The following is a 12,777-nucleotide window of genomic DNA, read 5'->3' on the forward strand; positions in this document are numbered from 1 at the left end:
TGCTATGACTAAGACACCTTTGCAAAAATTATTGTCTCTTCGCCGCATCAGCGCAACCCAGATTGCCAGCGACACCGGTCTGGGCTATCATGCTGTGCAAAAAACGATTAAAAACCAGAGACATAGCTCAAGAATCCGTGGTGCGATTGCCAAGTATCTCGATCTTGACTATGAATACCTGTGGGGAGAGCAAGCCGCTGACTATCTCAAAGAATTGATCCGCTGCGAGATTGATAAAAAGACAGCGACAACGGCGCACCACCTCACGCAAAAATTTCTCGACTAACTTCTACGAGGCGCGTCGAAGTGCAGCAATGAGACGATTGTCAACATTCGCCGCTGATCATTAAAACCAAGACACGGTCCGACATTTTCACCCGTCGAACGGCATTAATGTTATAATGTCACCTTATTTCACTTATGCGTGAGAAAAGGTATGAACCGCGTCAGTTGTCCTGATTGTGACCTCATCATTGAACTGCCAGCGCTACGCGATGGCCAGCGCGCTTTCTGTCCCCGGTGCAACCATCTGCTAACGCATCGGGCACACCGCGCACTGGAGCGTTCAGCAGCCTTCGCCATGGCCGCGCTGATCTTCCTCATCCTGTCCAACCTCTACCCGTTTCTCTCCTTTGAAGCCAGTGGTCGTGAACAAGTCATGACATTGCTGCAAAGCGCTCAAGAGCTGTATAAGACCGGCAGTCAGGTTCTGAGTTTTTTCGTTCTGGCATTCATTATCATCTTTCCCGGGCTGATCCTCATCAGCCAGCTTCTTGTCCTGATGCCGATTGTCCTCAAAAAACGCCCGGTGATCGGTTGCCGACTGTGGGCTCGTTTCATTTTCACATTGGGACCATGGAGCATGGCCGAGGTATTCATCCTCGGTGTGCTGGCCAGCCTGACCAAGATCGCCAGCATGGCCACCATTGTGCTCGGGCTGTCATTCTGGGCCTACGTGGCTTTTTCGCTGTGTTTTCTCATTGCCGTGACCCGGCTCGACCGCTACCAGTTCTGGCGCATCATTCTGCCTTTTCCGTCACCGCAGGCCACCAGTGGACAGACTGCCGCAACTCAAGGGCTGGCCCATTGTCACATCTGCACACTCACCAGTCCGGAACATCTCAACCACTGCCCACGATGCGGCGCTACGCTGCATTATCGCACCCCGCAAAGCCTGCAACGCACCCTGGCCTGTCTAATCACGGCCGTGGTGCTTTACCTGCCCGCTAACGTGCTGCCGATCACCCATACTGATCAGTTTGGCAACAACACCGACAGCACCATTATCGGCAGTGCCATCATGATGTGGCACCATGGCAGTTACCCGGTATCCCTGATTATTTTTATTGCCAGCATTCTGATCCCCCTGGCCAAACTGTTGGGCCTGTTCTGGCTGTGCTGGAGCGTTAACCGCCCCAACAGCCCATTACCACGCCAACGCACCTCGTTGTACCGCATCACAGAATTTGTTGGCCGCTGGTCCATGGTCGACGTGTTTGTAGTCGCCATTCTCGTCGCTCTGGTTCAGCTCGGCGGCATCTTATCCATTCGCCCCGGCCCGGCTGCACTGGCCTTTTCCGGGGTTGTTATCATTACCATGTTTGCTGCGGAGTCTTTTGATCCGCGGCTGATCTGGGATAAAATTGAGGAGAGTTCCCGTGACTGAGACTCAAGCCGTTATCTCTCAAAAAAAACGTTTCTCCATGGTGTGGATTATCCCCATCGTCGCCGTACTGCTTGGTGGATGGATGGCCGTGCATAATTTCCAGAACCGTGGCCCGCTGATCACCATTGAGTTTGTCAGTGCCGAAGGAATTGAGGCCGGTAAAACCCATATTAAAGCATTAAGTGTCGATATTGGTCTGGTGAAAAGTGTTGCATTGAACAAAAAACGCGATGGCGTTCTTGTCACCGCGCAAATTCAGAAACAGAGCAGCGACCTGCTGCGCGATGACAGTCAATTCTGGGTGGTGCGACCGCGGATCGGTGCCAGCGGCATTTCAGGACTGGGCACCCTGCTCAGTGGTGCCTATATCGAACTCTCCCCCGGCAGTGGCTCAGCGGGTCACGATCATTTTAAAGGCCTTAACGAGCCCCCACTGACCCCGGCCAATACACCGGGACTGCATGTGACTCTGATCGGCACCGATCAAACCTCGCTTAATTCCGGCGAACCGGTGCTGTATCGCGGTTTTGAGGTTGGTCGCGTCGAAAAAACCGCCTTCGACACCAATAAACGCCAAATCCGTTTCTCCCTGTTTATCAACGCCCCCTATGATGACCTGATTACCGAAAACACCCGATTCTGGAATGCCAGCGGCATTGCCGTTAAAATGGACGCTGAAGGGGTGCGCCTCAACAGCGAATCCGTGGAATCCCTGCTGATCGGTGGCGTTTCGTTTGCCTTGCCGGACAACTTACCCCCCGGTGGAGCCGTGGACGATGGTCGGGAGTTTCTCCTCTACCCCGACAAGGAAAGCATCAACCACACAAGCTACAAGCACACCGCCGACTATCTGCTGTTGTTTGACAGTTCCGTTCGTGGCCTGTTGCCGGGTGCCCCGGTCACCTACCGTGGCCTGGAGATCGGTAAAGTGGTGGGGATCTCGTTTGATTATCTTCCTGAAGAGAATCTCTATCTGGATAACGATTACAAAATGGTTCCGGTCCTCATTCGTCTAACACCGGCAGCACTCACCGGCAACGACACGCCGCAAACTATCGCCGCCATGCAGCAACGCCTTGAAGATAGCATTGCCAAAGGGTTGCGAGCTACGCTGAAAACAGGCAATCTGCTGACCGGCAGCCTGTATATTTCACTGGATTTTCTTGACCATCCACCCGAGGCTGACCTGCAACACATCGCCGGCTATGTTGTGCTGCCGACCCTGTCGGGCGGCTTTGACCAGATTCAGAACAAAATCACCCAGTTGCTCGATACCATCAACAACCTGCCGTTGAAAGAAACTGTTCTCAGTGCCGACAGTACTCTGAAAAGTATTGGCTCCGCGGCGACTCAAGCCGACCAGGTTCTTGCTGAGTTGGATCAACTCCTAGGCGACGAGGACACTCAGAACCTTCCGCTTGAGCTACGAAACACGCTTGAAAACTTGCGTCACAACCTCGGTGGTCTGGCAGGTGATTTTTCATCAGGCTCACCGTTCTATCGCAAGCTCAATGGCAACCTCGACCAGTTGCAGAAAACATTGCACAGTGTCGATCAACTCAGTGTTCAACTGGCCACCCAACCCAGTGAATTGCTCTTTTCCGATCCTCTGCCAGAGGATCCCCTGGCAGGAGATAACTTATGAGACGTGCATCCTTTTATTTAACGATTGTCACTACTCTGGGCCTGTTACTCGTTGCCGGTTGCAGCTCACCGACAACACCTAAAACCCACTACTACCTCATTGCACCGGACTATCAGGCATCAGCCGTTCTCTCGCCACCTGCCACAATAAGTGTCGAATGCGCGCCATTTTTAAGTCAGGGAGGACTGGTGGTTGAACACGGAGATCAAACCATTGCCACTGCGCACTACCACCGTTGGGCCGAACCGCTGCCTGGCATGATCTCCCGCTATCTGCAGCGCCGACTGCAAAGCGGTCTGCGCACTGAAACTACCCCGCCCACCATGACCCTGCTGATTGATCAGTTTCATCGCCTCAATAACGGAACCGTGATCTATAGCGGGCAATGGTGGACGCAAGGAAGCGCTCCTCAGACCTTCCGTTATGAGGAACATCCGATATCCGCAAATTATGACACCACCGTCGCCAGTCTGCACCACCTGCTCGATAAGCAGGCGATGACTCTGGTCAAGACACTGGCTCCCGACACACTGGCTAAAACGGAGACGCCATGAACGAAGAAACACCGCCATTGCTGCCACGGCTGCTAACCACGAATGCGCTGCGCGCCAACCTTAGCAAACACATGCAGCTCAACCAGATGGCCGACTCCAAGGCATCGATGATCCTTACCGTTTCATCGCTGGTTATCACCATTACCCTGACCCAGTACGACCGGCTGCATCTGTCAACGGTGTTGATCCTTGCCGGAGCCGGCTTACTGGCCATTCTTTTTTCTATTCTGGCCATCATTCCGCCGCTACATGCCAGCGGAGAGACCAACCTGTTTTACTTTCGCTCGTTTTCTGAACTCAGCGAAGAGGAGTTCAGTACCCGTTTCAAACAGATCATTGCCGACAAAAACGCTCTGTACGATGCCTACCTGCATGAAATCTATTACCTCGGCAAACATCGTCTAACCCGTAAATATGGTCTGATTCGCGATGGTTTGTGGTGCCTGTTGGGGGGACTCATCGGTGCGACACTCAGTGCCGTGATCCATCGCTTACCCATGTGACACAAATATTTTTTCCTGTTAACCATTGGGAATATAGGAAGTTTCTCACCTAAACAAGCAATTGCGGCAAAAAAAATGAAAAAATGTCTAAAAAGCCTGGCAAAAAGTGCTAAAATAAAACCTAAATTTTAATGTTGTAAAAAAACACATTAAAGAAGGGCCCTTCTAAGGGTCCGGTCGGGAGTCAAAACATGGGGGATTCAATCAGCAACCATATCCGCAAAGTGCGCGAGATCTCTGCACCACCAGAGCAGTTCGCCCAACTATTGCAGATGATCGGTGACGACCACAGCGATCTCACAGATCTGGTTGCCTTGCTGGAACTCCATCCATTCATTACCGCCCGCCTGCTGCAGTGCGCCAACTCGGCCTATTTTCGTCAAGCCGGCGAAATCGATAACGTCCGAGATGCGGTTATCCGGGTTCTCGGTTTATCACTGACCCGCAGCCTGACTCTGGCATTTCTGGTTTCCGACAGTTTCAACCTCAACAAGGTCAGCAACTTTGACGGCCACCGCCATTGGTTTATCGCCCTGGTCACCGCAACCATGGCCCGCGAAATGGCTCCGAGGCTCAAAAATCCGCTCGACCAGGCCCCGGCACTGTACAGTGCAGGCATGCTGCACAATATCGGCGTTGCCGCTCTGGCCCATTGTTTTCCGGAACAAATGAACCAGGCTCTGATGACAGACACCGTCAGCCTGTCGGAGAAAACCCGCCGTCTATTTCACCTCGACCACTATCAGGCCGGGGCGTTGCTGATCCGAAGTTGGAACCTGCCCAAAACCATTGTCGAGCCGATCCTCCACCTGCGCAACCCCAACATTCATGGCCCCTCCGGATCAGCCGTCCAATTGATTCGCCTGTGCAGCACTCTGGCCAATCTGCTCTACAAAAAAGAGTTCCACTCCCTGAGGAATTACTCAGTCCACCCGTCGTTTATGTCGCGTATCTCTTTTGAAGAAAGTATCTTTTTCATTGAAGGACAGTGTCGCACCCTCGACGAGATCAGTCAGATGATGTCGCGCTGATTTCAGCCCGCATGTCTCGCAAAGATCACCGTCGTACAGACCTCCCCTGCCACAACAGAAAAAGGCCCCAGCGTTGAGTGTTCAACACCGGGGCCTTTCCCGTTACACGGATGCACACGTCTGCCACAACGAGTGACATGCTTTCAATCTAACATCCCGGCACACCCTGTCAAATCGATAGCGCCCTGCAGCGCTCTTTGCTTCTGTTATACTTTGAACGAGCTAAGTCACGGCAGGACAACGCACCTATCAGGGAGATCACCATGAATATCGCCGTTGCCAAAGAGATTAAAAACAACGAATACCGGGTCGCCATGACCGCAGAAGGCGTGGCACGTCTCACCGGACTTGGCCATCATGTCAGTGTCGAACAAAATGCCGGAGCCGGCAGCGGTATCAGCGACAGCGATTATCTTAATGCCGGTGCTCATATTGCCTTTGACCGTGCAGAGCTGTTTCAACGGGCCGACTTAATTGTCAAGGTCAAGGAACCACAGCCCGAGGAACTCCCACTGCTTAAAGCCGGGCAAACACTCTTCACCTATCTTCATCTCGCCGCGCTACCCGATCTGACCCGCCAACTGCTCGACAACGGCATCACCGCCATCGGCTATGAAACCGTCACCGCGCCCCACGGCACTCTGCCGCTACTCCATCCCATGAGTTTAATCGCCGGACGATTGGCCGTACAAACCGGTGCATCGTTATTGGAAAAAAACCACGGTGGACAAGGAATTCTGCTCAGCGGAGCTCCCGGAGCCGGTCGTGGACGGGTGGTCATTCTCGGTGCCGGAACCGTTGGTGAAAATGCGGTTGAAATCGCTGTCGGAATGGGTGCGGAGGTGGTCGTGCTCAACCGAAGCGCCCGTCGTCTCGAACAGCTCGAACAGCGCTACGCCAGCCGCATCACCACCCACATTCTCAGTGAAAAGACTCTCCACGAGCAAACCCGTCAGGCCGATCTGCTCATTGGTGCCGTGCTGGTTCCCGGAGCCAAAGCCCCGCAATTGGTCAGCCGCGACATGGTGGCCGCCATGAAGCCGGGCAGCGTCATCGTCGATGTCGCCATTGATCAGGGCGGCTGTGTTGAAACAATTCGCCCCACGAGTCACGATAATCCCACCTACATTGCGCACGACGTTATCCATTACGCCGTCACCAATATCCCCGGAGCCGTAGCACGCACCAGCACTCTGGCCCTCACCGGCCGAACGCTGGCATTCATTGAGCAACTAGCCGCCCATGGCACCGAACAAGCCTGTCAGCGCAACCCTCATCTGGCTAATGGGGTTAACGTTCACGATGGAATCCTGTACAATCGCCAGGTTGCCGAAGCCCACAGCCTCAAATCCGCACCGCTGGCATCCTGGCTTGCCACACCGCACTCATAATCAGGAGCATCAATGACCATCACATTTTACCGAACAGCCCTGTGTCCACGCTGCTTTCTGGCCAAACGAGCCTTGGACAAGATCGTCGCCGACACAGATATCACCGTTGAAACCGTCGAAATTGCCACCACAGCCGTTAGCAGTTGGCGCAATGGAATCCGTATGATTCCGGCCTTAAAAATTGGTGATGAGATTCTCAGTGGTGTGCTGCTCGACGAACAACGCATTCGCAGATTTATTGACCAGCAGAAGGAGGACGCATCAGCTTGAAATATTAGCGGTTGTCATGGGCAAAGCCATTGCCATCGAAAGACCAATCGCGAAAGGCAAACATAAAAGGATGATTCAACGTGCGGAAAAACCATTGATTGCGATGGTTGAAGCCGACAACGCGGCTCATCGTTGAAAAATCGAGTTGCCAGCCATCCTCACAGCGTTCAAAAAAATACGGCGACCACTGGCGCTGATCCAAAGAGAAGCGCACCACCGCCAGCGGACCCTGCTCAAACACTTCGGCCTGCGCTAAACCTCTTTCCAAATCACGCCGTTCATTATTCTGCTGGGCATCCGTTACCAGCCAACTGGCAAAAAACTCGCGAGTGGCTGGCGTGTACAACGTTAATTCAGCATCTTTAACATGCTCTTCAAGAACCTGCCGATAACATTCCAATGCCGCCAACGGCGTTGGTTGAGGCACAAAACGACTGCGGACCGACTCTGACATCGGACCGCTGAATTCAGGCGACAGCGGCTTGTTGATGGGAACTGTCGTCACCGCCCCGCCCCCACCGGAATAGCGCCCTGCCATTCCCTGCGTCGGCACCACCTCATTTTCCGGCTGTTCAGCAACCAACAACTCCAAGCTAGCCTCAATCCCGTCACCAACCCGGTTCGCAGCAAAAAATGGGGCCATCTGATCATGCTCAATCCGCGCCACAATCACATCACTGAACACCCCTTCGAGGTCATAACCGATTTCAACGCGCACCTGCTGCGCCACCGGATCAACCATCAGCACCACGCCGCGGGCACCACCGGCCAGTTGACCAACGTGGTGTTCCTCCATCCAGCGCAACGCCGCAGCATCAATATCCACCGGCGTCTGTTTCAGGGTTACCACCTGCAGCTGAACGCCATTATGCTTCAGCATCGAATGCGCCAGGCTTTCAATCCGCTGAATTGCCTGTGGTGACAGCAGGTCAGCCTGATCGACAACTGCTCGTTCCTCCAGTGTCGTACGTTCACAGCCCGCACTGAATGCCAAAACCGCAAGCAGCAAAAAAACACTAGCGTTCGTCAGCAGGGTCTTCTTCAGGCTCTTGCTGTTCCAGGTCGGCATTGTCCTCTTCCGAGCTTGTCTCATCAGTCGCCTCATCGGTCTCGTCCTCCTCCGCAGCCATCATTTCAGGCTCTTCAGCAGCATCCTGCTCTGCCATGGCAGAGGTCTCATCAGCAGACTGGGATGGTTTTGCGTCCGGATAAGAACGATCCTCGAAATTTTTCACATTGGCGGAAGAACCAGGATGGCGGTCACTGTAATGAACCACACCCTTATCATCCACCCATTTATACAACGGTCCGGCAAAACTCACCGCCGGGAACAGACACACCAAACACAAGCAAACCACAACACAACGCATGGCTTCCTCCACTCTCAAAGGTTGATGCCTAAAAAACCGTTCACTTTTATCCATAAATACTCGAAAAGAGTCAAAAACACCAGCGCTGTTATTACTCTATTAGAAGAACCGATAACGCACTGATATTCCCTTACCAAATGCCTATCTACGGCTGACTCACCCCAAAGAAAAACGCCGTTGACAAGAAACTCAACGGCGCATCGTTTCTAAAACGGAAGGTGCCTTACGATGCTCCCTCCTTCTGTTCCGGTTCGGGATAGGGCTGCGGATCACACAACAATTCCGGATTCACAGCCACCTTGCGGCACTTACCACAGATATAACGAAGATTATTAGGGAAATTCTGACAGCTTTCCGGCGGTTTCAAACTCGGCGTGCCACACCAATCACGCCGGCACCCTTTGCCCAAAGGTTGACACAAACGATCCACATCCAATGATACCGCGCCACAGCGGGCACACATAAACGCCTGGGTGTCATCCGGAACCGGAATGCATTTCGAAAGATCTTCCATGCGATCATGCTTTTCTTGGGTCATAGACAACTCCTTTATATGGTTTGGAATGTAAGATGGTTTATTACAAGTTTAGCATGGACGAAGGGAATGACGAGCGATGTCACTACTTGTTGTTCATCCCCGCATCTGCGGGGAACATAAAAAAACAAGTGCGCCTGTGGGCAGCCAGTTCGGTTCATCCCCGCATCTGCGGGGAACATGTCCGGCGTGATACGCCGATAGATGCCACTGCCGGTTCATCCCCGCATCTGCGGGGAACATGGAAGTATTACAAGCCGTGGCACTTTGAGCGGCGGTTCATCCCCGCATCTGCGGGGAACATCGATCTCCGCCGTTATCTGGGCGGTGATCGGACGGTTCATCCCCGCATCTGCGGGGAACATGGCAACGACACCCGTAAAAAAATGGATATTACCGGTTCATCCCCGCATCTGCGGGGAACATTTTCATATACCAGTTGTCTGTGGCGCTTGTTCCGGTTCATCCCCGCATCTGCGGGGAACATGTATTTTCAGGAGTAACAAAGGAATGTTAAGCCGGTTCATCCCCGCATCTGCGGGGAACATCTGAATAGCATCCGACGCGACCCGGCAATCATCGGTTCATCCCCGCATTTGCGGGGAACATGATCGTCTTGGCGACAAAATGAGTTCCAGCGGCGGTTCATCCCCGCATCTGCGGGGAACATGGCAACCTCTGGGCGTGGTCACTGGCCGCTCTCGGTTCATCCCCGCATCTGCGGGGAACATATCTGCTCCATCACCGAAGCACCCTCAGCGCTCGGTTCATCCCCGCATCTGCGGGGAACATGATTATTTCTCCGAAAAGGGTCATTTTGAATCCGGTTCATCCCCGCATCTGCGGGGAACATGTTTGATTCTTCGAGCAACGCCAAAAAAACCTCGGTTCATCCCCGCATCTGCGGGGAACATCCTAAACACGTTGCCGTTGATGGTGGCCTCGACGGTTCATCCCCGCATCTGCGGGGAACATGGCTCTCAATGAATCAGCAAGCAATATCGCACCGGTTCATCCCCGCATCTGCGGGGAACATACAGTCTGTCCATGATTTTAGCCAGTCAGGTGCGGTTCATCCCCGCATCTGCGGGGAACATGACCACCGGAGAGACGACAGCAAAATGACCGCCGGTTCATCCCCGCATCTGCGGGGAACATGACGTGATTTTGTCAATAAAAAGGTTGATGAGCGGTTCATCCCCGCATCTGCGGGGAACATCCATGACAAGCGGTATGAAAATTGCCGCACGTCGGTTCATCCCCGCATCTGCGGGGAACATTTATTCGATGAGGTTGTCAAGGAGCGTGACGACGGTTCATCCCCGCATCTGCGGGGAACATGCATTAAAGCCGCGCTGCGTGGCATCCTCAATCGGTTCATCCCCGCATCTGCGGGGAACATTCGACAGCGTTGATGCCGTCATCGGCACCAAGCGGTTCATCCCCGCATCTGCGGGGAACATACGGACATAGCTTCAGGGTCATGGTCGGCCCCCGGTTCATCCCCGCATCTGCGGGGAACATGCTCGCGTGTCTGGGGCTGGCATTGTTGTGAACGGTTCATCCCCGCATCTGCGGGGAACATACCTGTCTGCCGTGATAAAAAAGGTCAACGAGCGGTTCATCCCCGCATCTGCGGGGAACATTCGCGTCGGATGCTATTTAGGTCTGGGAAAACCGGTTCATCCCCGCATCTGCGGGGAACATAGACGTGCAAGCTCTGCTTTTTCTTGTTCAAGCGGTTCATCCCCGCATCTGCGGGGAACATTGAAATTTGGTGAATTCCTGGTAGTAGTCCCACGGTTCATCCCCGCATCTGCGGGGAACATTTTACCAGAATAAGGAGTATTGATATGTCAGACGGTTCATCCCCGCATCTGCGGGGAACATAAAGGCATAGAGGTTTACCTAAACAGCAAGAACGGTTCATCCCCGCATCTGCGGGGAACATGCGGAATCCCTAAAGAGGACGCACGTTTTATTCGGTTCATCCCCGCATCTGCGGGGAACATACCAAGCTATCTGGTCGCACAAACAATTGAGCCGGTTCATCCCCGCATCTGCGGGGAACATTTGAGAACAAAGACGCCAACAAAGGATGATAGCGGTTCATCCCCGCATCTGCGGGGAACATTGGATGTTCAATAGATTATGGCACTTCGAATGCGGTTCATCCCCGCATCTGCGGGGAACATCTTATCAAGATGTGAAGGGTTACCACTCAAAACGGTTCATCCCCGCATCTGCGGGGAACATACCAAGCTATCTGGTCGCACAAACAATTGAGCCGGTTCATCCCCGCATCTGCGGGGAACATTCGTGTGCTGTTGCGCTCATCTGTTTAGGCTCCGGTTCATCCCCGCATCTGCGGGGAACATTGTGGAGATAAAGGCTACTGCTGTGAAGAACACGGTTCATCCCCGCATCTGCGGGGAACATGACGTTATCGACAGAGCAGAAGAACTAAATTTCGGTTCATCCCCGCATCTGCGGGGAACATTCAGTCAGCCCAATCGGATCAGAGGATGGTGTCGGTTCATCCCCGCATCTGCGGGGAACATGCTCGCAAGTGGGAACACACAAAGCATCTCCGCGGTTCATCCCCGCATCTGCGGGGAACATAACTATTTGATGACAGCCGTTGACCTGAGTAACGGTTCATCCCCGCATCTGCGGGGAACATTGCTCAGGATAACGCAACGTGAACGCCATCCACGGTTCATCCCCGCATCTGCGGGGAACATAGCAACCTGAACAGCACCGGAATCAGGATCATCGGTTCATCCCCGCATCTGCGGGGAACATTTAATTTGGGTGGTATCTGGTGGGGTGAAAAGCGGTTCATCCCCGCATCTGCGGGGAACATTACCACCGCTGTGATGCTGAGGCATCGTACCACGGTTCATCCCCGCATCTGCGGGGAACATACGTTTTCAGGGTGGATCATTGCAACACCTACCGGTTCATCCCCGCATCTGCGGGGAACATTAACCTGTTCGTCTGTGAACTCTTTTCGCGCTCGGTTCATCCCCGCATCTGCGGGGAACATCGGCAAAGCGGCAGGTCCAAACCTAACCAATACGGTTCATCCCCGCATCTGCGGGGAACATGCACCGTCCTTTGACCACTCTGGAACTGGCGGCGGTTCATCCCCGCATCTGCGGGGAACATGATACAGCACCAGGCGCGCCCTTAAAATGATCCGGTTCATCCCCGCATCTGCGGGGAACATTGACTATATTAGAGCAAGAGATCACGGGATGGCGGTTCATCCCCGCATCTGCGGGGAACATAAAAGGAGGCAAGAAAGCCAGTAATGACAGACCGGTTCATCCCCGCATCTGCGGGGAACATCTTTGTTGCGGCGCCCGCCTTGCTTGCCGTACCGGTTCATCCCCGCATCTGCGGGGAACATTGTCGAGGTTGAGGTTACTGTTGACGGAGTTACGGTTCATCCCCGCATCTGCGGGGAACATTGGCGTTGCGCTACTAACTACATCTATACCTACGGTTCATCCCCGCATCTGCGGGGAACATCACCTGCAAGCGCAAGTGCTGGCCCTATTTTACGGTTCATCCCCGCATCTGCGGGGAACATACCAGCATACTCAATCGCAGTGTTTAGCGTATCGGTTCATCCCCGCATCTGCGGGGAACATATACCTTCGAATCTAACAGTTCTCCATGACGCCGGTTCATCCCCGCATCTGCGGGGAACATCCCTGCCTCAAGCTCTTGCGCCCGAGTTAATCCGGTTCATCCCCGCATCTGCGGGGAACATTCGGGTGGTGGTGGAGGGTCAATCAACATCA

Annotated in this window: 11 protein-coding genes and 1 CRISPR repeat array (1 of these 12 only partly in view); of the genes, 8 read left to right on the forward strand and 3 right to left on the reverse strand. The window is 53.7% G+C overall.

What is annotated here, in order from left to right; genetic code table 11:
• From DACE_RS18340 to DACE_RS13475, 8 genes are all read left to right on the forward strand, one after another.
• Positions 1-286 (forward strand): hypothetical protein (locus DACE_RS18340; protein WP_040367502.1); only part of this gene is annotated, 286 nt, incomplete at its 5' end.
• Positions 287-436: 150 nt separating this feature from the next.
• Positions 437-1,666, forward strand: a complete 1,230-nt coding sequence (locus DACE_RS13445) for a PqiA/YebS family transporter subunit (RefSeq protein ID WP_006002083.1) — start codon at positions 437-439, stop codon at positions 1,664-1,666.
• Positions 1,659-3,311, forward strand: a complete 1,653-nt coding sequence (gene pqiB, locus DACE_RS13450; protein WP_006002084.1) for an intermembrane transport protein PqiB — start codon at positions 1,659-1,661, stop codon at positions 3,309-3,311. The genes DACE_RS13445 and pqiB overlap by 8 nt, the downstream gene beginning before the upstream one ends.
• Complete coding sequence (locus DACE_RS13455; protein WP_006002085.1) at positions 3,308-3,865, forward strand: PqiC family protein; 558 nt, start codon at positions 3,308-3,310, stop codon at positions 3,863-3,865. Before pqiB ends, DACE_RS13455 begins: the two co-directional genes overlap by 4 nt.
• Entirely contained in the window at positions 3,862-4,368 is a 507-nt protein-coding gene (locus tag DACE_RS13460; protein ID WP_006002086.1) for a Pycsar system effector family protein, read from the forward strand. The genes DACE_RS13455 and DACE_RS13460 overlap by 4 nt, the downstream gene beginning before the upstream one ends.
• A gap of 191 nt (positions 4,369-4,559) precedes the next feature.
• Complete coding sequence (locus DACE_RS13465; protein ID WP_006002087.1) at positions 4,560-5,399, forward strand: HDOD domain-containing protein; 840 nt, start codon at positions 4,560-4,562, stop codon at positions 5,397-5,399.
• Between the two features lie 263 nt (positions 5,400-5,662).
• Positions 5,663-6,790 carry an alanine dehydrogenase gene (gene ald, locus DACE_RS13470; protein ID WP_006002088.1) on the forward strand — a complete coding sequence of 376 codons (1,128 nt, stop codon included), beginning with the start codon at positions 5,663-5,665 and terminating at the stop codon, positions 6,788-6,790.
• 12 nt (positions 6,791-6,802) lie between these two features.
• The gene (locus DACE_RS13475) at positions 6,803-7,060 is read left to right on the forward strand and encodes a glutaredoxin family protein (protein WP_006002089.1); all 258 of its coding nucleotides are present in this window, start codon (positions 6,803-6,805) and stop codon (positions 7,058-7,060) included.
• Positions 7,061-7,064: 4 nt separating this feature from the next.
• Here DACE_RS13475 and DACE_RS13480 read toward each other — a convergent pair whose 3' ends face one another.
• From DACE_RS13480 to DACE_RS13490, 3 genes are all read right to left on the reverse strand, one after another.
• The gene (locus DACE_RS13480) at positions 7,065-8,129 is read right to left on the reverse strand and encodes a TPM domain-containing protein (RefSeq protein WP_040367504.1); all 1,065 of its coding nucleotides are present in this window, start codon (positions 8,127-8,129) and stop codon (positions 7,065-7,067) included.
• Positions 8,077-8,430, reverse strand: coding sequence for a DUF4124 domain-containing protein (locus DACE_RS13485; protein ID WP_040367505.1), 354 nt, complete (start codon positions 8,428-8,430; stop codon positions 8,077-8,079). The genes DACE_RS13480 and DACE_RS13485 overlap by 53 nt, the downstream gene beginning before the upstream one ends.
• A 223-nt stretch (positions 8,431-8,653) precedes the next feature.
• On the reverse strand, positions 8,654-8,968 hold the full coding sequence (locus DACE_RS13490; protein ID WP_006002091.1) for a hypothetical protein: 315 nt from the start codon (positions 8,966-8,968) through the stop codon (positions 8,654-8,656).
• Positions 8,969-9,057: 89 nt separating this feature from the next.
• Positions 9,058-12,777: direct repeats of the CRISPR family, unit length 29 nt; unit sequence CGGTTCATCCCCGCATCTGCGGGGAACAT (it continues 2,836 nt past the right edge of the window).

It is taken from the genome of Desulfuromonas acetoxidans DSM 684 (assembly GCF_000167355.1).
Classification (GTDB): Bacteria; Desulfobacterota; Desulfuromonadia; order Desulfuromonadales; family Desulfuromonadaceae; genus Desulfuromonas; species Desulfuromonas acetoxidans.

Excerpts from the sequence above, each read along its gene's own strand:
- DACE_RS13445 (WP_006002083.1), top strand. The coding sequence starts at position 437 with ATGAACCGCGTCAGTTGTCCTGATTGTGACCTCATCATTGAACTGCCA.
- DACE_RS13455 (WP_006002085.1), top strand. The coding sequence starts at position 3,308 with ATGAGACGTGCATCCTTTTATTTAACGATTGTCACTACTCTGGGCCTG.
- DACE_RS13460 (WP_006002086.1), top strand. The coding sequence starts at position 3,862 with ATGAACGAAGAAACACCGCCATTGCTGCCACGGCTGCTAACCACGAAT.
- DACE_RS13465 (WP_006002087.1), top strand. The coding sequence starts at position 4,560 with ATGGGGGATTCAATCAGCAACCATATCCGCAAAGTGCGCGAGATCTCT.
- ald (WP_006002088.1), top strand. The coding sequence starts at position 5,663 with ATGAATATCGCCGTTGCCAAAGAGATTAAAAACAACGAATACCGGGTC.
- DACE_RS13475 (WP_006002089.1), top strand. The coding sequence starts at position 6,803 with ATGACCATCACATTTTACCGAACAGCCCTGTGTCCACGCTGCTTTCTG.
- DACE_RS13480 (WP_040367504.1), bottom strand. The coding sequence starts at position 8,129 with ATGCCGACCTGGAACAGCAAGAGCCTGAAGAAGACCCTGCTGACGAAC.
- DACE_RS13485 (WP_040367505.1), bottom strand. The coding sequence starts at position 8,430 with ATGCGTTGTGTTGTGGTTTGCTTGTGTTTGGTGTGTCTGTTCCCGGCG.
- DACE_RS13490 (WP_006002091.1), bottom strand. The coding sequence starts at position 8,968 with ATGACCCAAGAAAAGCATGATCGCATGGAAGATCTTTCGAAATGCATT.